The 20145-nt window shown below is 71.0% G+C and carries 25 protein-coding genes; 10 read left to right on the forward strand and 15 right to left on the reverse strand.

The genetic code is table 11. The features are described from left to right. Nucleotides 1-7 precede the first annotated feature (7 nt). The gene (gene mshB, locus ACY1JX_RS06010) at nucleotides 8-913 is read right to left on the reverse strand and encodes an N-acetyl-1-D-myo-inositol-2-amino-2-deoxy-alpha-D-glucopyranoside deacetylase (RefSeq protein WP_462565536.1); all 906 of its coding nucleotides are present in this window, start codon (nucleotides 911-913) and stop codon (nucleotides 8-10) included. Between the two features lie 53 nt (nucleotides 914-966). Here mshB and ACY1JX_RS06015 point away from each other — a divergent pair, with 53 nt between their 5' ends. Next, entirely contained in the window at nucleotides 967-3048 is a 2082-nt protein-coding gene (locus ACY1JX_RS06015; protein ID WP_462565537.1) for a S9 family peptidase, read from the forward strand. On the opposite strand, the gene ACY1JX_RS06020 is transcribed toward ACY1JX_RS06015, so the two are convergent. Further along, complete coding sequence (locus ACY1JX_RS06020; RefSeq protein WP_462565538.1) at nucleotides 3011-4030, reverse strand: alpha/beta hydrolase fold domain-containing protein; 1020 nt, start codon at nucleotides 4028-4030, stop codon at nucleotides 3011-3013. The two genes, ACY1JX_RS06015 and ACY1JX_RS06020, sit on opposite strands and share 38 nt — an antisense overlap. Before the next feature lie 226 nt (nucleotides 4031-4256). Between ACY1JX_RS06020 and ACY1JX_RS06025 the strand changes: the two genes are divergently transcribed. After that, nucleotides 4257-4907, forward strand: a complete 651-nt coding sequence (locus tag ACY1JX_RS06025) for a TetR/AcrR family transcriptional regulator (protein ID WP_462565539.1) — start codon at nucleotides 4257-4259, stop codon at nucleotides 4905-4907. A 23-nt stretch (nucleotides 4908-4930) separates the two neighbouring features. Here the strand turns inward: ACY1JX_RS06025 and ACY1JX_RS06030 are convergent, their stop codons facing one another. The 3 genes from ACY1JX_RS06030 to ACY1JX_RS06040 are packed head-to-tail and all read right to left on the reverse strand — an operon-like array spanning nucleotide 4931 to nucleotide 6898. Continuing rightward, complete coding sequence (locus ACY1JX_RS06030) at nucleotides 4931-5212, reverse strand: hypothetical protein (RefSeq protein ID WP_462565540.1); 282 nt, start codon at nucleotides 5210-5212, stop codon at nucleotides 4931-4933. After that, on the reverse strand, nucleotides 5205-6095 hold the full coding sequence (locus ACY1JX_RS06035; RefSeq protein WP_462565541.1) for a bile acid:sodium symporter family protein: 891 nt from the start codon (nucleotides 6093-6095) through the stop codon (nucleotides 5205-5207). Before ACY1JX_RS06035 ends, ACY1JX_RS06030 begins: the two co-directional genes overlap by 8 nt. A 41-nt stretch (nucleotides 6096-6136) precedes the next feature. After that, entirely contained in the window at nucleotides 6137-6898 is a 762-nt protein-coding gene (locus ACY1JX_RS06040; RefSeq protein WP_462565542.1) for a phosphotransferase, read from the reverse strand. A gap of 9 nt (nucleotides 6899-6907) precedes the next feature. Between ACY1JX_RS06040 and ACY1JX_RS06045 the strand changes: the two genes are divergently transcribed. Continuing rightward, entirely contained in the window at nucleotides 6908-8119 is a 1212-nt protein-coding gene (locus ACY1JX_RS06045) for a YibE/F family protein (RefSeq protein ID WP_462565543.1), read from the forward strand. A 21-nt stretch (nucleotides 8120-8140) separates the two neighbouring features. On the opposite strand, the gene ACY1JX_RS06050 is transcribed toward ACY1JX_RS06045, so the two are convergent. The 4 genes from ACY1JX_RS06050 to ACY1JX_RS06065 are packed head-to-tail and all read right to left on the reverse strand — an operon-like array spanning nucleotide 8141 to nucleotide 9768. Beyond that, nucleotides 8141-9007: an ATP-grasp domain-containing protein gene (locus ACY1JX_RS06050; RefSeq protein WP_181755015.1), complete on the reverse strand. Its 867-nt coding sequence runs from the start codon at nucleotides 9005-9007 to the stop codon at nucleotides 8141-8143. Beyond that, a complete protein-coding gene (locus tag ACY1JX_RS06055) occupies nucleotides 9008-9217 on the reverse strand; it encodes a DUF4287 domain-containing protein (protein WP_462565544.1) in 210 nt (69 codons plus the stop codon). A gap of 9 nt (nucleotides 9218-9226) precedes the next feature. Further along, a complete protein-coding gene (locus tag ACY1JX_RS06060; protein ID WP_462565545.1) occupies nucleotides 9227-9457 on the reverse strand; it encodes a helix-hairpin-helix domain-containing protein in 231 nt (76 codons plus the stop codon). Further along, nucleotides 9454-9768 (reverse strand): YchJ family protein, encoded by a 315-nt coding sequence (locus tag ACY1JX_RS06065; protein ID WP_462565546.1) that lies wholly within the window; start codon nucleotides 9766-9768, stop codon nucleotides 9454-9456. The genes ACY1JX_RS06060 and ACY1JX_RS06065 overlap by 4 nt, the downstream gene beginning before the upstream one ends. A gap of 46 nt (nucleotides 9769-9814) precedes the next feature. Here ACY1JX_RS06065 and ACY1JX_RS06070 point away from each other — a divergent pair, with 46 nt between their 5' ends. Beyond that, nucleotides 9815-10150: a YnfA family protein gene (locus ACY1JX_RS06070; protein WP_462565547.1), complete on the forward strand. Its 336-nt coding sequence runs from the start codon at nucleotides 9815-9817 to the stop codon at nucleotides 10148-10150. A 4-nt stretch (nucleotides 10151-10154) separates the two neighbouring features. Here ACY1JX_RS06070 and ACY1JX_RS06075 read toward each other — a convergent pair whose 3' ends face one another. Next, a complete protein-coding gene (locus ACY1JX_RS06075) occupies nucleotides 10155-10754 on the reverse strand; it encodes a TetR/AcrR family transcriptional regulator (RefSeq protein ID WP_462565548.1) in 600 nt (199 codons plus the stop codon). An 82-nt stretch (nucleotides 10755-10836) separates the two neighbouring features. Here ACY1JX_RS06075 and ACY1JX_RS06080 point away from each other — a divergent pair, with 82 nt between their 5' ends. Then, nucleotides 10837-12324: a carotenoid oxygenase family protein gene (locus ACY1JX_RS06080; protein WP_462565549.1), complete on the forward strand. Its 1488-nt coding sequence runs from the start codon at nucleotides 10837-10839 to the stop codon at nucleotides 12322-12324. Nucleotides 12325-12326: 2 nt separating this feature from the next. On the opposite strand, the gene ACY1JX_RS06085 is transcribed toward ACY1JX_RS06080, so the two are convergent. Next, on the reverse strand, nucleotides 12327-12689 hold the full coding sequence (locus tag ACY1JX_RS06085) for an SdpI family protein (RefSeq protein WP_462565550.1): 363 nt from the start codon (nucleotides 12687-12689) through the stop codon (nucleotides 12327-12329). A 108-nt stretch (nucleotides 12690-12797) separates the two neighbouring features. On the opposite strand from ACY1JX_RS06085, the gene ACY1JX_RS06090 reads away from it, so the two are divergent. Then, nucleotides 12798-13307 carry a flavin reductase family protein gene (locus ACY1JX_RS06090; RefSeq protein WP_181755002.1) on the forward strand — a complete coding sequence of 170 codons (510 nt, stop codon included), beginning with the start codon at nucleotides 12798-12800 and terminating at the stop codon, nucleotides 13305-13307. Nucleotides 13308-13353: 46 nt separating this feature from the next. Then, nucleotides 13354-13689: a hypothetical protein gene (locus ACY1JX_RS06095; RefSeq protein WP_462565551.1), complete on the forward strand. Its 336-nt coding sequence runs from the start codon at nucleotides 13354-13356 to the stop codon at nucleotides 13687-13689. Nucleotides 13690-13692: 3 nt separating this feature from the next. Here the strand turns inward: ACY1JX_RS06095 and ACY1JX_RS06100 are convergent, their stop codons facing one another. Next, nucleotides 13693-14082, reverse strand: a complete 390-nt coding sequence (locus ACY1JX_RS06100; RefSeq protein ID WP_462565552.1) for an SRPBCC family protein — start codon at nucleotides 14080-14082, stop codon at nucleotides 13693-13695. A gap of 3 nt (nucleotides 14083-14085) precedes the next feature. Between ACY1JX_RS06100 and ACY1JX_RS06105 the strand changes: the two genes are divergently transcribed. The 3 genes from ACY1JX_RS06105 to ACY1JX_RS06115 all read left to right on the forward strand — a co-directional run bounded on the left by ACY1JX_RS06105 (nucleotide 14086) and on the right by ACY1JX_RS06115 (nucleotide 15402). Continuing rightward, entirely contained in the window at nucleotides 14086-14451 is a 366-nt protein-coding gene (locus ACY1JX_RS06105; RefSeq protein ID WP_462565553.1) for a hypothetical protein, read from the forward strand. Between the two features lie 10 nt (nucleotides 14452-14461). Continuing rightward, a complete protein-coding gene (locus tag ACY1JX_RS06110; protein ID WP_462565554.1) occupies nucleotides 14462-14884 on the forward strand; it encodes a hypothetical protein in 423 nt (140 codons plus the stop codon). A 110-nt stretch (nucleotides 14885-14994) separates the two neighbouring features. Next, nucleotides 14995-15402, forward strand: a complete 408-nt coding sequence (locus ACY1JX_RS06115) for a hypothetical protein (RefSeq protein WP_462565555.1) — start codon at nucleotides 14995-14997, stop codon at nucleotides 15400-15402. Between the two features lie 26 nt (nucleotides 15403-15428). On the opposite strand, the gene bsh is transcribed toward ACY1JX_RS06115, so the two are convergent. The 3 genes from bsh to ACY1JX_RS06130 all read right to left on the reverse strand — a co-directional run bounded on the left by bsh (nucleotide 15429) and on the right by ACY1JX_RS06130 (nucleotide 20112). Next, entirely contained in the window at nucleotides 15429-16376 is a 948-nt protein-coding gene (gene bsh, locus ACY1JX_RS06120; protein ID WP_462565556.1) for a choloylglycine hydrolase, read from the reverse strand. Nucleotides 16377-16739: 363 nt separating this feature from the next. Further along, the gene (locus ACY1JX_RS06125) at nucleotides 16740-18434 is read right to left on the reverse strand and encodes an ABC-F family ATP-binding cassette domain-containing protein (protein ID WP_462565557.1); all 1695 of its coding nucleotides are present in this window, start codon (nucleotides 18432-18434) and stop codon (nucleotides 16740-16742) included. 58 nt (nucleotides 18435-18492) lie between these two features. Then, complete coding sequence (locus tag ACY1JX_RS06130; protein ID WP_286929453.1) at nucleotides 18493-20112, reverse strand: ABC-F family ATP-binding cassette domain-containing protein; 1620 nt, start codon at nucleotides 20110-20112, stop codon at nucleotides 18493-18495. Nucleotides 20113-20145: the final 33 nt, after the last annotated feature.

The raw sequence follows: 20145 nt of genomic DNA on the forward strand, positions 1-20145 counted from the left end.
CCGCAGTTCAGTCAAGACCGGCGAACAGATCCTCCTCGAACCCCGACGCGCCGGCCGGGCCCCGGCGACCCTTGGCGAGCCGGTAGTACTCGGTGCCCCACGCGATCGCCGCGAGGTCGATGCCCATCGCGAAGAAGACTCCGTCGGGGGTGATCTGCGTGGCGTGCGCCCGCATCGCGTCGAGCTTGGCGGTGACGTGCTCAGGCGTGGATGAGACCGCCGTGCTGAGGTCCTCGTCCTCGATGAACATCGGCGGAAGGTTCTCCGGGTCGATCTCGAACGGCGGCGGCTGGCCGGCCTCGGCCATCATCCTGGCGCCCTCGCGCATCCGGGAGGCGGACTCGGCGGTCCAATAGATCTTGGGCACGTCCCACGCCGGACCGAGGTCGCGCCGGTGGGACTCCACGGCGGCCAGCGCCGCCGCGTAGTGGGCCACCCGGTGGGCCTGGATGTGGTCGGGGTGACCGTAGTTGCCGAACTCGTCGTAGGTGACCAGCACCTGCGGGCGCAGCTCGCGGATCACCGCGACGAGGTGGTTGGCGGCCTCGAGGAGGTCGGCGCGCCAGAACGAGCGCGGGTCGACGTCCTCCACCGCGGCCGCGTTGCCGTTCTCGTCCCAGACCATGCCGGAGTCGCGGAAGGTGCCGTCGCCGCCGAGCCGGCGGAAGTCGGTGACGCCCAGGTGGGCCATCGCGTCGCTCAGCTCGATGAGCCGCTGGGGACCGAGCCGGTCCTCCCGCTCGGCGGCGAGGTGCTCCAGCTCGGGGACGAGGACCTCGCCGTGCTCGCCCAGCGTGCAGCTGACGAGGGTGACGTGGGCTCCCTCGGCGACGTACTTGGCCATCGTGAGGCCGGATTGGATGGACTCGTCGTCGGGGTGGGCGTGCACGAGGAGGAGTCGGCGATCGGACATGCCCCCCAATGTAGGGGCCGACGCCGACAGGCCGCCCTGACAGGATGGGAGGCATGACGGAGTCCTACCCCCGACTGGCCGCACGCACGCTGCGCTTCACCCTCGGCATCCCCCGCAACCTCACGGTCTCCCCCGACGGCGCCACGGTCCGCTTCATCCGTACGCCCGACGGCGTCACGCGCTCGGGTGCGCTGTGGGAGTACGACGTCGCCACCGGCGAGGAGTCGCTGCTGGCCGACCCGGTCGAGGTGCTCGGCGGCGCCGACGAGGACCTCTCCCCCGAGGAGCGCGCCCGCCGCGAGCGCAGCCGCGAGGGTGCCGGCGGCCTCGTCTCCTACGACGTCGACGGCACGGGCCGCTGGGCCTGCTTCCCCCTGTCCGGCCGCCTCTTCGCGATCCACCTCGGCGCGGGAGCGGTGCGCGAGCTCCCGGCCGCCGGCCCCGTCATCGACCCCCGCCTCGATCCGACGGGCCGCCACGTCGCCTACGCCAACGCCGCGGGCGAGCTGCGCGTCGTGGGCGTGGCCGGGACCGACGACCGCGCCCTGGTCACGCCCGACTCCCCCACGCAGGCGTGGGGTCGCGCCGAGTTCATCGCGGCGGAGGAGATGGATCGCTTCCGCGGCTTCTGGTGGGCGCCCGACGGCCGCTCGCTGCTCGTGGAGCGGTACGACGACGCCGACGTCCAGGTGTGGCACATCGCCGACCCCGCCAACCCCGACCAGCCCGCCGTGGAGCAGCGCTACCCCGCCGCCGGCACGACCAACAGCACGGTCAGCCTCTGGCACGTGAGCCTCGACGGCACGGCGCCCACCGAGATCGCGTGGGACCACGAGGCGCACGAGTACCTCGCGCGGGTCGACTGGACGCCCGGCCACGATCCCGTCCTGCAGGTGCTCAGCCGTGACCAGCGCAGCAGCCTCGTCCTCGAGGCCGATCCCGCCACCGGCGCCACGCGCACCCTGCGCGAGCTGACCGACGACGCCTGGGTCGAGCTCTCCTCGGCCCCGCGCCGCGACGTGCAGGGCCGCCTCGTCACGCTCGAGGACGTCGCCGGCCGCCACCGCGTGTGCCTCGACGGCTCCCCCGTCAGCGGTGACGAGTGGCAGGTGCGCTCGATCGTCACGGTCGACGACGCGGGCGTGCTCACCACCGCGTCGGCCGAGCCCACCGAGGTCCAGCTCGTGCGCTTCGGGCCCGACGGGTCCGCCGAGGTGCTCACCGAGGGCGCGGCCGTGCACGGCGCGGTGGCCGACGGCGGCACCACGGTCGTCGTGCGTCACGGCCTCGACTCCACCGCCGCCACGATCACGGTCCACTCCGGCGACGCCACGGGCTCGATCCGGGTCCTCGCCGAGCCCGCGCCCTTCACGCCCCAGGTCGAGATCGTCCACCTGGGCGAGCGTGACCTGCGGGCCGCGGTGCTCTTCCCCCGCGACCACGTGCGCGGGTCGCGGCGCCTCCCGCTGCTGATGGATCCGTACGGCGGCCCGCACGCCCAGCGCGTGCTGGCCTCGGGACGGATGTTCCTCGAGGCGCAGTGGATGGCCGACCAGGGCTTCTGCGTGGTCGTGGCCGACGGGCGCGGCACGCCGGGACGCGGCTCCGCGTGGGAGCGCGAGATCCGCGACCGCTTCGCCGACGTCACGCTGCAGGACCAGGTCGACGCCGTCGCCGCGGTCGCCGAGCGGTTCCCCGACGACATCGATCCCGGGCGCGTCGGCATCACGGGGTGGTCCTACGGCGGCTACCTGGCGGCGCTGGCCGTGATGGCCCGTCCCGACGTCTTTCATGCGGCGGTCGCCGGCGCTCCCGTCACCGAGTGGCGGCTGTACGACACCTGCTACACCGAGCGCTACCTGGGACACCCGGACGAGCAGCCCGACGTCTACGACGCCAACTCGCTGCTGCCGCTCGCGCCGCGGCTGGAGCGTCCGCTCATGCTCATCCACGGGCTGGCCGACGACAACGTGGTCGCGGCGCACACGCTTCGGCTGTCGTCAGCCCTGCTGGCGGCGGGGCGCCCCCACACGGTCCTGCCGTTGTCGGGGGTCACCCACATGACGCCTCAGGAAGAGGTCGCGGAGAACCTCAAGCTCATACAGATGGAGTTCCTGCGGCAGCAGCTGGCTTGACCAGCCGCAGGCGACGGCCACCCTGGCCGGCGACCGGGCGGTTGATCGGCACCACGTCGCCGTGACCGCCGGGGACCTCGACGAGCGAGGCCATCGCCTTGCCGAACTCCTCGACCGCTTGGTCGGCCGCGTCGAGGCGGCCGGCCTGCAGGTGGAACGACTGCCACATCTCGGGGTACTCCCGCGCGATGACGCGAGGACTGTCGGACTTCAGCGTCACCTTCTGCAGGAACGCCTCGGAGTCGGTGCGCAGCGGGTCGAGGCCGCTGTAGTGGATGACGATGGGCGGGAGACCGTCGAAGTCGCCGTGCAGCGGCGAGACGCCGGGATCGAGCGGATCGGCGCCGCCCAGGTACGTGCGGGCCCACCGGGTGGCCAGCGCCGGGGTGAACCACGGGTCGGAGGCCGAGGGGCGCGAGCGCTCGATGTCGGCATGCATGTCCAGCCAGGGGCTGATCATGCCGATCGCCGCGGGCATCGGCAGGCCGAGGTCGCGGATCTCGAGCGCCATGGCCAGGGCCAGGCCGGCTCCGGCGTCGTCGCCCGCGAGGACGACCGTGCTCGGGTCGACGCCGTAGGACGGGAGCGCCCGGTAGAGCGCGATGAGCATGTCCAGCGCGGCCGGGTAGGGGCTCTCGGGAGCCAACGGGTACTCCGGCAGCAGCACGTCCATGCCGGCGTGCATCGCCACATGGGCGGCGAAGGCACGGTAGGCGCGCGAGCTGCCGACGACGTGACCGCCGCCGTGCAGGTAGATCATGGTGGCGCGGCCGGTGGCCGGGCCGGTGCCCTCGACGGTGACGAACTGCACGGGCAGTCCGGCGATCACGTCGAAGTCGTAGATCGCGCCCTCGGGGGCGCGGGCAGCGGAGGCGATCGAGTCGGCCATGGTGCGCTTGGTACCGAGGCTGACTCGGGTCGAGTGCATCACGGGGCGGGCCAGCAGGAGGCGGGTACGGACGAGCGGCTTCGGAACGCTCATGTCTTCTCCTTCGCGAAGGCCGGGGCAGCATCCGACCTAAGTAAGTAGGTATTGACTTCAAGCAAGTGACGCCAGATTAGGGGGGCTATGACGCGAGTGGCAATCGAAACCTGAGAATTTGTGATTCCGGCGACATTTCTTCGTCAATCCAGTCACATTGGACACATGTCCCCCACTAGTTTCACTTCTCCACGCCCGTGGCGAGTGCGTGTCCTACGGTTCAGCCGTGACCGTTGAACGTGGGCCGAAGCGGCGGATGAGCGCGGAACGACGCCGTGCCCAGATCATCGACTCGGCGCGTCACGTGTTCGCCCAGAAGGGCTTCGCCGCCACCCGCACGCGCGAGATCGCGGCGGAGGCCGGCGTCAACGAGGCGATGCTCTACCGCCACTTCCCGTCCAAGGAGGAGCTCTTCGAGGCTTCCGTCCTGGAGTCCATCGACGCGGCGATGGTGCGCGCCACGGAGAATGCCCGGGGCATCAGCCGCGACCTCGCCGGCTCGGCCACCGACATCGAGGACGGCATCCGGAAGTTCTTCACCGACCTGCTCGACCTCGCCGTCGACCTCGGTCCGCTCATCGGCGCCACCGGCTTCGGTCCCGAGTCGCCCGTCCGCACGAAGCTGATCGAGCGCCTCGACGCACTCTTCGAGGTGGCGACGGCGATCACCGTCAGCGGCATCCCCGACCTCATGCGCGACGACGTCGACGTCCGGCTGGGGATGGAGAAGGTCTTTGGAGCCCTGTGGTTCACCGCGGAGATGGCCCGGTGGACCGAGCGCCCCTTCGACCGCGAGAGCGTGCTCGACCAGATGATGCTGACGATCTTCGAGGGCATCATCCAGCTGCCGGAGGAGGAGACCTCGGTCTCCACCTGAGCGCGGGGCAGACACGCAACTCGTCAACGGTGCTGCGACCGCTTGATGCGCCGGGGTCCGGCGGGCAGTGGCGCGGGAGCGGCGGAGGGTGGATCCGGCGCGACGACGACCCATCCCCCGGCCTGCTCGGCACGGTCGGCCAGGGCCGGCACCGAGTCGTCGACCTCGACCAGCCAGGCGGCGTCCTCGAAGTCGTCCTCGCCCGCGAACTCGTCGCGGTGCAGCCGGCAGGCGATGCCCTCGGCCCCGAGCACGGCGGCGAAGGCCTCCGCGTCGTCGCGTTCGTCGAAGTGCACGTCAGCCATGGTGCGACGGTAGCGTCCGGGCCTCCGTCCGCGGCAGGATCCACCGGGTGAGCGCGAGGCCCCACAGCGCGGCCATCACGAACATCACCAGTCCGTAGACGGCCGCCGGCACCGAGAGCTCCACGCTGTCGAGCACCTCGACCGCCACGTAGATCGCGAGCGTGGCGTTGTGCACGCCGATCTCGAACGAGCACGCCACGGCCTGCCGCTCGGTGACGCCCGCCCAGGCGGGCACCACGAACCCGATGACCAGGCTCGCGGCGCAGAAGATCGCGACCGCCAGGCCGACCGAGGCCGCGTAGTCCCCCACGTTCGAGCGCTGGTCGACGACGATGCCCACGATGATGATGAACAGCACCACTGCCGAGCCGATCCGCACGGGCCGGTCCATGCGGTCGGCGAAGTCGGGCCGCTTCGCCCGCACCCACATGCCGATCACGACCGGGATGAGCACGATGGCGAAGACCTCGACCACCTTGCGGTACTGCAGCGTGACCTCGTCCCCGAGGTCGAAGTAGGCCATGGCCAGGTTCGTGACGATCGGCAGCGAGACGATCGCAACGACAGAGTTGATCGCGGTCAGCGTGATGTTCAGGGCGACGTCGCCGCGGAAGAGGTGGCTGAACAGGTTCGCGGTGCTGCCGCCGGGCGAGGCGGCCAGGAGCAGCATGCCCACCGCGAGCACGGGCGGCAGGTCGAGCGCCAGCACGAGCCCGAAGCACACGACCGGCAGCAGCACGAGCTGGCACAGCAGCGCGATCGCCACGGCCTTCGGCGACCTCCGCACCCGCGCGAAGTCCGCGACAGTGAGCGACAGCCCGAGACCGAACATGATGATCCCGAGGGCGATCGGCAGGCCCACGGTCGACAGCATCGAATCCATGGCCGACACCCTACGTGACGGGTGTCACATTCCGGGCGGGTTCAGAGGGCCGCGCGGATGGCCGGCAGGCGGGCCTCGAAGGCGGCCAGCCGGTCGCGGGTTCGCTGGGGCTCTCCCTTGCGCGCGAGGTTGAGCATGCCGGGGTCACCTCGCTCGATCCCGGCGGCGATCCGCTCCGTCGCGGTGGTCATCCGCGCGACCACCGCGTCCAGCAGCGCCGTCGGGCCCCACTCGGCGTACGTGTCGACCACGAGATCCAGTCGGCGGACGACGTCCTCGAGCGGGATCTCGCGGTAGAGCGGGATGGCCGTCCAGCACAGGAAGGCCAGGTCGTCGATGCGCTGCCCCGGCCCGGCGAGGTCCCAGTCGATCATCGCCACGAAGTGCCCGCTCTGGATGATCCAGTTGTAGGCGCCGGGGTCGTTGTGGCAGATGATCTCGTCGTCGCCGAGCTCGACCTCGCCCGCCTGGCGCCACGTGCGCGGGCCGTCGGGCCGGAAGTCCTCGACGATGTCGTGGAAGTCGCGCAGCCACGCCACCGCCTCGACGAGCACGGTGTCCAGCACCACCTCGTCGTCGACGGGCACGCCGCGGCCCTCGATGTACGAGACGACCTCGCGGTCGTCCTCGTCCAGTCCGGAGACGTGCGGGATGCCGCCGAGGCCCTCGCCGGCGAGCCAGTCCAGCAGCTCGTGGACGGCCGGCGTCCAGGGGCCGGTGGGGCGGCGGACCGTGCGGCCCACACGCCACACGCCGCCGGAACCACCGGGGAGGTGTTCGGGGATCTCTTCACCACGTGCCACGCTGGCATCGTGACACATCACCACGCGATCGAGCCTGCCGAGGGACCGCCCCGACCCCGCCTGGCGTGGTCGCTGACCGCCGTGGTGCTCGTCGTGGCCCTCCTGGCCTTCGGCGCGGTGGCCGCCCTGTGGCCCGATCCCGACGACGTCCCGCAGGGCGCCGACCCGTACGGCGCCGTCGCGATCCTCGACGCGACGGTCACCGAGGTCACCCCGTTCGACTGCAACAGCACGGGCACGGGGCCCGACAACATCCCCATGGTCGAGGGCTCGTGCGCGAACGTCACGGCCGAGACCGAGCGCGGGACGTCGGCGGTGTTCACCCTCGACCCGACGCGCTACGTCGGCGGAGCCGTGGAGCAGGGCGACGACATCCGCGTCATCGAGGTCGCCCCCGACGGCCAGCAGCCCACGTACGAGTTCTACGACCACCAGCGCGGTCCCCAGCTGATGATCCTGGCGATCGTGTTCGCGATCCTCGTCGCCGTGGTGGGCCGCTGGCGCGGACTGTTCGCGCTCGTCGGCATCGGCATCACCCTCCTGGTCCTGCTGAGGTTCGTGCTGCCGGCGCTGCTGGCCGACCAGCCACCGATCGCGGTGGCCGTGGCGGGCTCGACCGTCATCATGCTGGCGGTGCTCTACCTGGCCCACGGCGTCTCGATCCGCACCACGGCGGCCCTGTTCGGCACCTTGTTCGGCATCGCCTTCACGGCCCTCGCCGGAGCGATGTCCACGGACTGGGCCCACCTGACCGGGGTCGGGTCGGAGGACGACCACCTGCTGCTCGCCACCGCGCCCGAGATGAGCCTGGCCGGCGTCGTCTCGGCCTCGATGGTGATCGCCGGACTCGGCGTGCTCAACGACGTCACGGTCACGCAGGCCAGCGCCGTGTGGGAGATGCGGGCCCTCAAGCCCACCGCCGGCCGCACCGAGCTGTTCGGCTCGGCCATGCGCATCGGCCGCGACCACATCGCCTCGAGCGTCTACACGCTGGTCTTCGCGTATGCGGGCACGGCCATGACCACGCTGCTGCTGATCTCGGCGTACCAGCGCCCGCTGCTCGAGGTCGCCGTCACCGAGGGGATCGCGCAGGAGATCGTGCGCACGCTCGTCGGCGCGATCGGCCTCGTGCTGGCGGTGCCCATCACCACAGTCATCGCCGTCTGGCTGGCACCCACCCGCATCGCTGAGCGTGACCTTTCCGGGGCCGACACGCCGTGAAGCACCCCTCGAACGTCACGCTCAGCGCTTCAGACGCGACCTGATCGCGTCGGCGAAGCGCTCGGCCGCCCCCGGGACGAGGTCGAGGTAGAGGCACGGCTCGACGGCCTCGATCTCCATGACCACCGGGCCCGCCGGGCCGGGCACCAGGTCGACGCGCGCGTAGAGCGGCACGCCGAAGCGCGCGGCCAGCTCGCCGAGGGCGGCGTTCGCGAGGTCGAGGAACTCCGGTGCCGCCTCCCCGGCGGTCACGAGGTCCTCGTCGTGCATGATCGCGGCCTCGGACGCCGGGTCGTCAGGGTTGAGCAGGGCCGCGGTGCCCTGCTCGCGCAGGACCGGCTTCTTGTGCAGCACGTGGGAGATCTCACCGCCGATGAAGACCACGGCCGTCTCGCCCGCAGCGTCGACGCCCTCGACGTACGGCTGGACCATCGCGACGCGCCCCGAGGCGTTGATCTGCTCGATCAGCTCGCGGGCGTCGTCGTGGTGGGCCGGGTCGAAGCGACCCGTGTCGCGCCCGCCGGCCGAGACCGTGGGCTTCACGACGACCTCACCGCGCAGCTGCGGCGCCTGCGCCCCGGGCACCACGTACGCCGTGGGCACGGTGGGAACGCCGAGCGCGCCGAGGTAGGCCTTGTCGGAGTTGAAGGCGACCAGGTCGGGGGCGTTGGAGACACGGTCGCCGAGCGACCGCACCCACACCACGAACGCCTCGCGCTGGATCGTGTAGTCCCAGGCCGAGCGGATGACCACGTGGTCGTAGACCGACCAGTCGACGTCGGGGTCGTTCCAGACGACGAACTCGGCTCCGACGAGACGCGCGGCCTCGTGGTCGTCCTCGAATCCGTCGGCGAGTCGGTCGCAGGTGGCGAAGGCGATGCGTGCCACTCAGAGGCCCCGTTCCTTGCGGAACACCGCGACGACCGCGTTGGCATGGCCGTGCCCGAAGCCGAAGTCGTCCTTCAGGTACGCGACCTGCTCCATGTGCTTGGCGTTCGCGACCGACTCCAGCTGGCGCATCCAGTGCTCGATGGGCTCGCCGTACTTCTTCTCGATCGCCGGGAAGTACGACGCGGGTCCCTTGACGTCCTCACTCATGACTCGAGCCTAGTCAGTCCCCGCCGCCCGGGACCCGAACTCCAGGCCGCGTGCCGCGAGGGCCTCGCCGAGCAGGCGCACGGCCTTCGGGCCGACGCCGTGCAGGGCGAGCAGCTCGGACTCGGAGAGACCCGCGACCTGCTCCAGCGACGTGATGCCCTGCGCGGCGAGGGCGTTCGTCGCGGGGCGCCCGATCGAGGCGGGCAGGCCGCTGGGCCGGGGTGCGTCGGCGTTCGTCATCTGACCTCTCCGTCCACGTAGTACCAGCGACCGTCCTCGCGCAGGAACGTCGACCGCTCGTGCAGGATCCCCAGCTCGCCGTCGGCGATGTAGGTCGCGCGGAACTCCACCACACCCCTGTCGTCCTGCGGTCCGCCGGCCTCGGTGTCCACGACCTGGAGCCCCCGCCACCGCGGGTTGTCGGCCAGATCGAGCTCGGCCGGACGGGTCGAGGGGTGCCAGGTGGCGAGCAGCCAGTCGCGGTCGCCGCGCCTGAAGGCGTCGAACCGCGAGCGCATGAGCGCCTCGGCGGTCAGGGGCTGGTCCGTCACGGCACCAGCCTCGCACGGCCCCGGCGTGGCACGACACAATCACGGCATGGACGTGATGCGCTCGATCAGCCTGTTCGCCGTGGCCGCGGTCGCCGAGATCGGCGGCGCCTGGCTGATCTGGCAGGGCGTCCGCGAGCACCGCGGCGTGATGTGGATGGGGCTCGGCGTCGTCGCCCTGGGGCTCTACGGATTCGTGGCCACGCTGCAGCCCGACGCGAACTTCGGTCGCATCCTGGCCGCCTACGGCGGCGTCTTCGTGGCCGGTTCCCTCGCTTGGGGGATGCTGTTCGACGGCTTCCGCCCGGACCGGTGGGACGTGGCCGGCGCCGCGGTCTGCCTCGTCGGCGTGGCCGTGATCATGTACGCGCCGCGCAGCGCCTGACGCGTCAGACCGAGAACGAGCGGAGCAGGTTTCCCATGAGCTGCCACAGCACGTGGTGCTCGGGATCCTTCACCACCTGGTCCATCCCTGCGAGCTCCAGCATCATGTAGCCGTGGAGCGCGCTCCACCACTGCGCCGCCACCGCCTTCGGATCGTCGGGGCGCAGTCGACCCGCGTCCATGGCCCGCTCCACGAAGACCACCAGCTGCCGGAACGCCGCATACGCCACGTCCGCGTCGGGCCCCTGTCCACCGAGACCCCGCACGCTGATCGCCCCGAACATCACCGCGTAGAGATGAGGGTTCTGGAGGGCGTTCTCGCGGTAGGCCACCGCGGCCGCCAGCAGGTCGGCCGCGGGGTCGTCGGTCCTCTCGACGGCACCCACCCGGTCGATGAGGCGGCGGAATCCCTCGGTCGCGACGGCGTCGACGACCCCGCCCATGCTCCCGAAGTGCGTGTAGACGGCCATCGTGGACGTGCCCGCGCCGGTGGCGAGCCGACGGGTCGACAGTGCCGAGGGTCCCTCCTCGTCGAGGATCCGCGCCGCCTCCTCGAGGAGCCGCGCACGGACGGCAGGCGCCTGCGGACCCGGTACAGAACTCATACTCGACAGCATGGCATAACGCCGTTATGGTCGTGGATAACAGTGTTATGCGACTCGGGCGCGCGTCACCAGGAGAGACGTCATGACCGAGACCATCCACCCCACCACCGAGTCCACGAACCGGTACCTGCGCGACAACTTCGCGCCGGTGCGCGAGGAGCTCACCGCCACGGACCTCACCGTCACCGGCCGCCTGCCCGACCACCTCGACGGCCGCTACCTGCGCATCGGACCGAACCCTCTCGACGACCCGGGCGACCAGCACCACTGGTTCCTCGGCGAGGGCATGGTGCACGGCGTGCGGATCCGCGACGGGCACGCCGAGTGGTACCGCAACCGCTGGGTCCGGTCCGCCGCCGTGGCCGACGCCCTGGGCGAGCCGCACCGCGGGACGCCCAGCGAGCGTGACTTCGCCGCGAACACGAACGTGCTGAAGCACCACGGCCGCACCCTGGCGCTCGTCGAGGCGGGGGCACCGCCCTACGAGCTGACCCACGACCTCGACACGGTCGGGCCGTGCGACTTCGGCGGCACCCTTCCGAGCGTCGCCGGCCGGCCGGGCTACGCCGCGCACCCGCACCGCGACCCGGACACCGGCGAGCTGCACGCCCTGTCCTACAACTGGACCGCCGGGAATCGCGTGGCCTACTCGGTGCTCGGGAACGACGGTCGCATCAGGCGCAGCGTCGACGTGGAGGTGCACGGCAGCCCGATGATGCACGACTTCGCCCTCACCGAGCGCCACGTCGTGATCCTCGACCTGCCCGTCACGTTCGACATCGGCACGGCCACCGAGGACGTGCCGCGCCTCGTCCGGCCGCTGGTGCGGGGCCTGCTCAACCGCGTCATCGGGCGCAACCCGCTGCCAGAGCCCGTGATCGCGCGGATCGCCCGCGGCGGGGATGCGGTCTCCCTCCCCTACCGCTGGAATCCCGACTACCCGGCCCGGATCGGGATCATGCCGCGCGACGGCGACAGCGCCTCGGTCCGGTGGTTCGAGATCGCGCCCTGCTACGTGTTCCACACCCTCAACGCCTACGACGACGGGGACACCGTCGTGGTCGACGTGATCCGCCACCCGAAGATGTTCGCGACCGTGCTGAACGGGCCCGACGAGGGCCCGGCGGTCCTCACCCGGTTCACCCTCGACCTGCGGACGGGACGGGCCAGCGAGACCGGCATCGACCAGCGCTCGCAGGAGTTCCCGCGTCACGACGAGCGGCTCACGGGACGGCGCCACCGCTACGGCTGGGCCGTCGGCTTCGAGGACGGCGTACCGGGCGACACGCTGCTGCGACACGACCTCGAGTCCGGCTCCACCGAGTCGCGTCGGCTCGGCGCAGGGCTGGAGGCCAGCGAGTTCTGCTTCGTGCCGAATCCCGACGGCACGGCCGAGGACGACGGCGTGCTCATGGGGTACGTCCACGACCGCGCCGAGGGGCGCAGCCAACTGCGGCTGCTCGACGCGGCGACGCTCGACGACGTGGCCACCGTGCACCTGCCCGGCCGGGTGCCGGCCGGCTTCCACGGGAACTGGGCGCCCGAGGGCACCGACCTCGCCGACGTGTGAGGTCAGTCGGCCGACGTGGCGCGGGCGGCCCGGCCGCCGACCACGGCGGCGCGGATCACGAGCCCGAGGATGACCGCGGCCCCGCCGAGCACCACCGTGACGAGCGCCGCCTCCGGCATCGGGACGAGGCAGGCCACGGCCACGACGGCGGAGGCGACCGCCGCCGCCCTGGTCGGTCGCTCGGCCCGCTGGTGAGCGGCGAGCCAGGCCTCGTCGCTCGCCATGGTGCTCGGCGTGCGGATGCCGACGAGGGCGTTGCGCTCCAACCGCCCCTCGGCCGCGGCCCGCGCCATCCACCACAGCAGCGCGGCGACGCCGAGCATCACCACGCCGATCACGGCCCGGCCCACCAGCTCCTCGGTCACGCGTCCACCGTAGGCGACGAACGATGATGCCTTTCGCCCCGCTCAGGTACCCGAATGCCTCATCGTTCGTTCCCTGCGGACCCGCGCGAGCGGACGTAGGGTCGTCGCGTGGATGACGACGCGTTCGAGACACTGATGGCCTCCGTCGACCAGCCGCTCGTGGTGGTGACGACGGCCGCCGAGGACGAACGCGCGGGGTGCCTCGTCGGGTTCCACGCGCAGTCGAGCATCGACTCCGAGCACTACAGCGTGTGGCTGTCGAAGGCGAACCACACGTACCGCACCGGCCTGCGCGCGAAGCACTTCGCCGTGCACTTCCTCACCGACCGCGACCTCGCCCTGGCCGAGCGGTTCGGCACCACGTGCAGCGCCGAGACCGACAAGTTCGACGGCCTCGACGTGGACACCGACGAGTACGCGGTCCCCCTCCTGCGCGACTGCCCCAACCGCATCGTGCTCGAGCGGATCGCCGTGCTCGACGACGGCGGCGACCACGTGTGCCTGGCGTCGCGCGTCGTGGCGGCCCACGCCGGCGAGCCGTTCACGCCGCTGCGCGTCTCGGCAGCCACTCACCTCGAGCCCGGCCACCCCGCCGAGAGCCGCGCCGTCCACCCCTGACGAGGAATCGGGCCCCCGGCGAAGACGGAGCGCCTAGCCTCACCTCATGGAGACCTGGGAGGAGTCGTCGCTCATCCTCGGCGGCCTGCTCGCAGGTGGGCTGGCTCCGGCGGTCTACGTCCTGGCGGTGCGTGTGGCACCGAGGAGGTCGCTGCTGGTCTCCACCTTCGCGGTGGCCGCGGTGACGTGGGGCCTGTGGCTGGCCAATTGGGTCGTCTGGCTGTTCGCCTTCGACGAGCCGATTCCCGGGGAGACCGTTCCGAACGCGCTCTTCACGCTCTCCACTGCGCTGATGCACGCTAGCTCGGTCGGATGCATCGTGCTGCTCGCGCTCGCGATGCTCGCCGGACGTGGGCGCCGGGCGAGAGCGCTCCACCCCTGACCGTCAGGACTCGATCAGAGCGGCCAGCGCGTCGAGGTCCTTCGCGATCGTGCGGGCGTCCTGCTCGAACTCCTCGTCCGAGAGGTCGAGCTGGCGCACGGTGAAGACGACCTCGGCGCCGTCGGGGTGCGCGAGGACGCGAAGGGGATTCGTGACCGTCACGCCGGAGGGCAAGGTCACGTCGTGGTCGAGGATCCCGAAGGAGTTGCGCGGGACGAACCGCACCCGCACCTCGCCCATCGGCGACTGCACGACGAGGTGGTCGTCCTTCACCTCGACCTCCGCCTCCGCCAGACCGGAGGCCCAGCGCGGCAGGTTCGCGGGTTCCACCGCGAAGTCGTAGACGTCCTGCGGCGAAGCGGCGATGACCCGGCTGACGTGACGAGACTCCATACCGTGCAGCATGCCACCGCCGCGGACGAGAATGAACCCGTGATCATGCGGCGTTGGCGGGGAGCGGTCAGGGCGCAGGACGCCGATGCCTACCTCGCCCACCAGGACGACACGGGCGTGCGCGAGTACCGCGCCACCCCGGGCAACCGCGGCGTGTTCGTGCTGCGGAGGCCGCTCGGCGACCTCGTCGAGGTCGTCACGCTCTCGCTGTGGGACTCGATGGAGGACGTCCGCCGGTTCGCCGGCGAGCAGCCCGAGGTCGCCGTGTTCTACCCCGGCGACGACGAGCTGCTCGTCGAGAAGGACCTCCACGTCGACCACTGGGAGGTCACCGGCGCCGACCTCGACCTGCCGGACCTGAACTCATGAGGCTGAACTCATGAGCATGCGCACCGTCGCCGAGAAGATGGGCCTGCGAGCGGGCTGGACGGCGCACTTCGTGAACGCTCCCGACGGCGTGCCGGAGTCGATGGGTCTGCCCGACCTCCAGCCGGTACCCCTCAGCGGCGAGGTCGACTACCTCCACCTCTTCGTCACGACCCAGGAGGAGATGCGTGACGAGTTCCCGCGTCTCGTCCCGCACCTCGCACCGCAGGGAAAGCTCTGGCTGTCGTGGCCGAAGGGCCGGCGCCTCGGATCCGACCTGACCCTGCCGACCGTGATCGAGATCGGCTACGACCACGGCCTCGTGGAGAGCACGTGCCTGGCGATCGACGACACCTGGAGCGCGCTGCGCTTCACCCACCCGAAGCCCGGCCGGCAGTACAACAACAGCTTCGGCACCCTGCCCGACCAGCGCTGAACATCGCCCGACTGGCCCGATCTTGTGTCGATTGAGCCCACATGGGGGCGTCAACGACACAAGATCGGGGACCGCCACGCGAGGGTGAGGGCCGCGTGGCACCATCAGGCATGCCCACCGTCTCGTGGCGCTGGTCGATCGCTCTCGCCGCGCTCGCGCTCGTCGCCGTGATCGCCGCCACGATCGACTACTGGGAGACCCTGCCGTACGGATCTCGATGGCTCCCCTACGGTTCCAACGTCCAGGGACGGTCGCTCGGGGTGGCTACGGCCTGCTGCCTCATCGGGACCTTCGTCGCGCCTCGACGGCGACAGTGGTTCAAGGTGTGCGCGGTCGTCGCCGGGGTGCTGTTCTACACCTCGAACTTCCACACCGGCGCCGGACAGGCGAACGAGTTCCCCGGCGTGATCCTGCCCTACTTCCTGCTGCCACCCCTGATCCTGCTCACAACGGCGACCCTCGTCCGGGTGGCCCTCGACGCCACGCACCGTCCGAAGCGGCTGGCGCACTCCGAGTAGCCGCCCGGCTGGACGGCACGCCCGGCTCAGACGACCAGGAGCTTGCTCCCGGCAGGCTCATGGTCGGCCATGGCGACACTCCGGATCGCGGGGTCGTCGTAGGTGTTCCAGTAGTAGGTGCCGGTCCGCGACGAGAAGAGCCCGGTGTAGATCGTCCTCTCGAACTCGCCGGAGCCCATCGCCGCGCTGCCGTCCACCATCGCCACCTGCTGGAGCGTGTGGAACGCCCGGCTGACGTTCTCCTCCTCCGTCGCCTTCTGCGGGTAGTGCGCGTTGACGTAGGCCGCGCGCACGAACCGCGACGGAGAGTAGTAGTCGCCGGGAACCCCTCGCATGTGCGACCCCGAGCCGAAGGGGCTCAGGCGCGCCCGCCCGACGACGGTCTCCTCGGGGAACTCCGGCCCCACGTTGAGGTAGTTGCGCAGGTTCTCGTGATGCCACCCGAAGCCCGGCTGGTTGGCCAGGACGTCGACGTCGTCGTCGAAGACCTGCAGGCCCTCCTTGGTGGACTCCACGACGATGGCGCGCGTCGAGTCGCCGATGATCCAGTGCAGCAGCGAGCTCGGGTACCGATCGTTGATGGGCTTGTCGACGATGACCACGTCGCGCAGTGCTGCCTCGACCTCGTCGACACTGGCGAACTGCGAGGCCACCCAGAGCGGGAACTCGAAGGCGGCGACGTTGGTCCTGCCCTCGACCGGCTCGTGCGCGTAGCTCGCGTAGCCCGGGAAGTTGAGGCCAGCCACGGCCAGGCCCGCGTCGTTGCCGCAGTCGAAGTACAGCGGCGTGTCATCCTCCACGATGCCCATGCCAATGACGGCGTGCTGGATGCGCGGCACCGCGCCGAATGGTGACTTCGTGTCGTATCCCGTGGGTGTCACCACCACGCGCTCGCCGTAGCCGCTCGTCCAGTCGAGGTTGCGTGCGAGATAGAGATGATTGCTGCCGTCGGAGAACCTGATGCTCGTGCACATGTCGCTGCCCCCTGCCCTGCGGGCAAGGCTGCGACGACATCGCATGACGGTCGCCGCGGGCCTCGCTCGTCCGGTGCGTCCTGGTCAGATGTGACTCGGCTCGTTGTCCATCGCAGCGTAAACCCGCAGGGGCCGCCCGGCACACCCGCGCGCACGACCAGGTCGCCTCGGGTGCACGTCGGCCGAGGACAGGGGGAAGCCGGCCTTCCTCACCGGGGACCACTGCTGGAGCCCGCGTTCGTCAGAGAGCATCCGCGCTGACCCGATGTCGACGGCTGAGTCGGCGAAGCTGCGCCACTCCCATCGCGGGGTCGTCTCGGTCACGATCAGGACCACCTCCGACTGGGGACGCTCGACGCCAGACTACGCCGTGAGTTCGGTGACCCGCCCGGCCTCGACGTGCCAGCGACGGTCGAGCCGCACCGTGCTCAGCATGCGACGGTCGTGGGTCACCAGCAGCAGCGCGCCCTCATACGTCTCGAGTGCCTGCTCCAGCTGCTCGATCGCGGGCAGGTCGAGGTGGTTGGTGGGCTCGTCGAGCACCAGCACGTTGACGCCGCGGCCCTGCAGCAGCGCGAGTCCGGCGCGGGTGCGCTCGCCGGGTGACAGCTCGCCGGCGGGTCGGGTCACATGGTCGGCCTTCAGCCCGAACTTCGCCAGCAGGGTGCGCACGTCGGCCGGTGACATGTCGGGCGCGAGCCCCTCGAACACGTCGGTCAGCGTGGCGGCTCCGGTGAACAGCGAGCGCGCCTGGTCCACCTCGCCGATCGCGACGGACGCACCCAGACCGACCGTTCCGCTCGTCAGCTCCTGCCGACCCAGCAGCGCCCGCAGCAGCGTTGACTTGCCGGCACCGTTCGGGCCGGTGATGCCGATGCGCTCGCCGGCGTTGAGCTGCACCGAGACCGGGCCGAGCGTGAACTCACCCTGCCGCACCGTGGCCTGGTTGAGCGTGGCCACCACGGCGCTCGAGCGCGGCGCGGCGCCGATCACGAACTCCAGCTTCCACTCCTTGCGCGGCTCCTCGACCTCCTCGAGCCGGCTGATGCGGCTCTCCATCTGCCGCACCTTCTGCGCCTGCTTCTCGCTCGACTCCGACGCGGCCTTGCGGCGGATCTTGTCGTTGTCCGGGTTCTTCTTCATCGCGTTGCGCACGCCCTGGCTGGACCACTCGCGCTGCACGCGGGCGCGCCCGACCAGGTCTGCCTTCCTGGCCGCGAACTCCTCGTACTCGTCGCGCTGGTGCTGGCGGGCGATCTCGCGTTCCTCCAGGTACGACTCGTAGCCACCACCGAACACCCGATTCCTGTGCTGGGCGAGGTCGAGCTCGAGGACACGGGTCACGCAGCGCGCCAGGAACTCGCGGTCGTGGCTCACCAGCACGACGCCGCCGCGCAGGCCCTGCACGAACTTCTCCAGGCGTTCGAGGCCATCCAGGTCCAGGTCATTCGTGGGCTCGTCGAGCAGCACGATGTCGAACCGCGACAGCAGCAGCGCGGCCAGGCCCACGCGCGCGGCCTGGCCGCCGGACAGCGACGTCATCAGGCTGTCGGGCGAGAGCGCGCCGGCGTTCGGGTCGGCTGAGTCCTCCAGCACGAGCCCCAACTCGGCGAGCACGGCCGGGAGTCGGTCCTCCAGGTCGGCAGCGCCGCTGGCCATCCAGCGGTCGAGCGCCGCCTGGTAGACGTCGGCGGGGTCGGGCGCGCCAGGAGCGGGAGGCTCGGTGTCCCCCAGCGCCACGGCCGCGGCGTCCATGTCGGTGGTCGCGGCGGCACAGCCGGTGCGGCGCGCGACGAACTGCGCCATCGTCTCGCCCGGGACCCGCTCGTGCTCCTGCAGCAGACTTCCGACGAACGCGTCGGCCGGCGCGAGCTGCACCGTGCCGGCCTGCGGCTCCAGGTCTCCAGCCAGGATGCGCAACAAGGTCGACTTGCCGGCCCCGTTGACACCCACCACGCCGACGACGTCGCCAGGCGCGACCGTCAGGTCGAGGTCGTCAAAGAGCGTCCGGTGGGCGTAGCCACCGGCCAGTCCGGTGGCGACGAGTGTTGCGGTCATGCAGTGTTCCTCTGGAGTCGAGCGGCGTGTGGGCAGCGGTTCCGGGCAGTCCAGTGTCTCAGCGGTCGCGCTGCACGCGTCCCTCGTCCCACACGGGCTCCGAGCTCTCGCGCACCACGCCGTCGGCCCCGAAGACCAGGAATCGGTCGAAGGTCTTGGCGAACCAACGGTCGTGGGTCACGGCCAGGACGGTGCCCTCGTACGACTCGAGCGCGGACTGCAGCGCCTCGGCCGACTCCAGGTCGAGGTTGTCGGTGGGCTCGTCGAGCAGCAGCGACGTCGCTCCGCCGAGCTCGAGGCGCAGGATCTGCACCCGCGCCTTCTGCCCTCCCGAGAGCCGCTCGTACGTGGTCTCGGCCTGCTGCTCCAGCTCGTAGCGACGCAGAGACGACATCGCCGGCCCGCGCTGTAGCGCATGCTCGGCCCACAGGATGTCCAGGAGCGTGCGGCCTTCGAGCTCGGGGTAGGCGTGGGTCTGCCCGAAGTGACCCGGCACGACCCTCGCGCCGAGCTTCCACGTGCCCGAGTGGTCGACCGGCTGGCCCGCCAGCAGGCGCAGGAAGTGCGACTTGCCCGAGCCGTTCGAGCCGAGCACGGCCACCCGCTCGCCCTGGAACACCTCGAGGTCGAACGGCATCATCAGGCCCGTCAGCTCCAGCTTCTCGACGGTGATCGCCCGCACGCCGGTGCGGCCGCCCTTCAGGCGCATCGTGATGTCCTGATCGCGCGGCGGCTCAGGGGGAGGCCCGATCTCCTCGAACTTCCTCAGCCGGGTCTGCGCCGCGGCGTACCGCGACGCCATCGCATGGCTGACGGCGGCAGCCTGCTGCAGGCTCACCACCAGCTTCTTCAACCGCGCGTGCTGCTCGTCCCACCGTCTGCGCAGCTCCTCGAACCGGGCGAAGCGCTGCTTGCGGGCCTCGTGGAAGGACGCGAAGCCGTCTCCGTGCACCCACACGTCGGCCCCGGCCGGCGACGGCTCGACCGACAGGATCTTGTCAGCGGCCTCCGACAGCAGCTCACGGTCGTGCGAGACCAGCAGCACGGTCTTGCGGGTCTCGCGCAGCTGCTGCTCCAGCCGGCGCTTGGAGGGCACGTCGAGGTAGTTGTCGGGCTCGTCGAGCAGCAGCACCTCGGCCGGTCCGCGCAGCAACGCCTCCAGCACGACCCGCTTCTGCTCGCCGCCCGACAGCGTCACGGCCTCGCGGTCCATGACGGAGTAGTACGAGGCACCCAGTGCTTCGATCGTGCACATGTCCCAGGTGTTCTCGTAGTCGTAGCCGCCGGCCTCGGCCCAGTCCGAGAGCGCTTGGGCGTAGGCCATCTGCGTGGCCTCGTCGTCGTTCGAGGCCAGCGCGGCCTCGGCGGCATCGACCGCCCGCGCGGCGTTGCGGATCCGATCAGGCGCCACAGTCACCAGCAGGTCACGCACCGACGACCCGTCACGAACCGTCCCGACGAACTGCGGCATCACCGCCAGGCCGCCGGAGACGTTCACGGTGCCCGAGTCGGGCTGGAGGGAGCCGTCGATCAGCCGGAGCAGCGTCGACTTGCCGGCCCCGTTCGGGCCGACCAGCGCCACGACGGAACCCTCCCCCACGCGGAACGACACGTCCCCGAGCAGCATCCGCCCGTCCGGCAGGACGTAATCAAGGTGTGCGACGTCGACGTGACCCATGACAGTAGGCTGTCAGGCGGGCTCACCCCTCAG

The sequence above is a fragment of the Aeromicrobium sp. JP4 genome (assembly GCF_054957925.1).

Coding starts and splice junctions, on each gene's coding strand:
- ACY1JX_RS06095 (WP_462565551.1), top strand. CDS start 13,354: ATGGAGACCTGGGAGGAGTCGTCGCTCATCCTCGGCGGCCTGCTCGCA.
- ACY1JX_RS06115 (WP_462565555.1), top strand. CDS start 14,995: ATGCCCACCGTCTCGTGGCGCTGGTCGATCGCTCTCGCCGCGCTCGCG.
- ACY1JX_RS06075 (WP_462565548.1), bottom strand. CDS start 10,754: ATGAGTTCTGTACCGGGTCCGCAGGCGCCTGCCGTCCGTGCGCGGCTC.
- bsh (WP_462565556.1), bottom strand. CDS start 16,376: ATGTGCACGAGCATCAGGTTCTCCGACGGCAGCAATCATCTCTATCTC.
- ACY1JX_RS06070 (WP_462565547.1), top strand. CDS start 9,815: ATGGACGTGATGCGCTCGATCAGCCTGTTCGCCGTGGCCGCGGTCGCC.
- mshB (WP_462565536.1), bottom strand. CDS start 913: ATGTCCGATCGCCGACTCCTCCTCGTGCACGCCCACCCCGACGACGAG.
- ACY1JX_RS06015 (WP_462565537.1), top strand. CDS start 967: ATGACGGAGTCCTACCCCCGACTGGCCGCACGCACGCTGCGCTTCACC.
- ACY1JX_RS06030 (WP_462565540.1), bottom strand. CDS start 5,212: ATGGCTGACGTGCACTTCGACGAACGCGACGACGCGGAGGCCTTCGCC.
- ACY1JX_RS06130 (WP_286929453.1), bottom strand. CDS start 20,112: ATGGGTCACGTCGACGTCGCACACCTTGATTACGTCCTGCCGGACGGG.
- ACY1JX_RS06020 (WP_462565538.1), bottom strand. CDS start 4,030: ATGAGCGTTCCGAAGCCGCTCGTCCGTACCCGCCTCCTGCTGGCCCGC.
- ACY1JX_RS06100 (WP_462565552.1), bottom strand. CDS start 14,082: ATGGAGTCTCGTCACGTCAGCCGGGTCATCGCCGCTTCGCCGCAGGAC.
- ACY1JX_RS06060 (WP_462565545.1), bottom strand. CDS start 9,457: ATGACGAACGCCGACGCACCCCGGCCCAGCGGCCTGCCCGCCTCGATC.
- ACY1JX_RS06125 (WP_462565557.1), bottom strand. CDS start 18,434: ATGACCGCAACACTCGTCGCCACCGGACTGGCCGGTGGCTACGCCCAC.
- ACY1JX_RS06035 (WP_462565541.1), bottom strand. CDS start 6,095: ATGGATTCGATGCTGTCGACCGTGGGCCTGCCGATCGCCCTCGGGATC.
- ACY1JX_RS06055 (WP_462565544.1), bottom strand. CDS start 9,217: ATGAGTGAGGACGTCAAGGGACCCGCGTCGTACTTCCCGGCGATCGAG.
- ACY1JX_RS06110 (WP_462565554.1), top strand. CDS start 14,462: ATGAGCATGCGCACCGTCGCCGAGAAGATGGGCCTGCGAGCGGGCTGG.
- ACY1JX_RS06080 (WP_462565549.1), top strand. CDS start 10,837: ATGACCGAGACCATCCACCCCACCACCGAGTCCACGAACCGGTACCTG.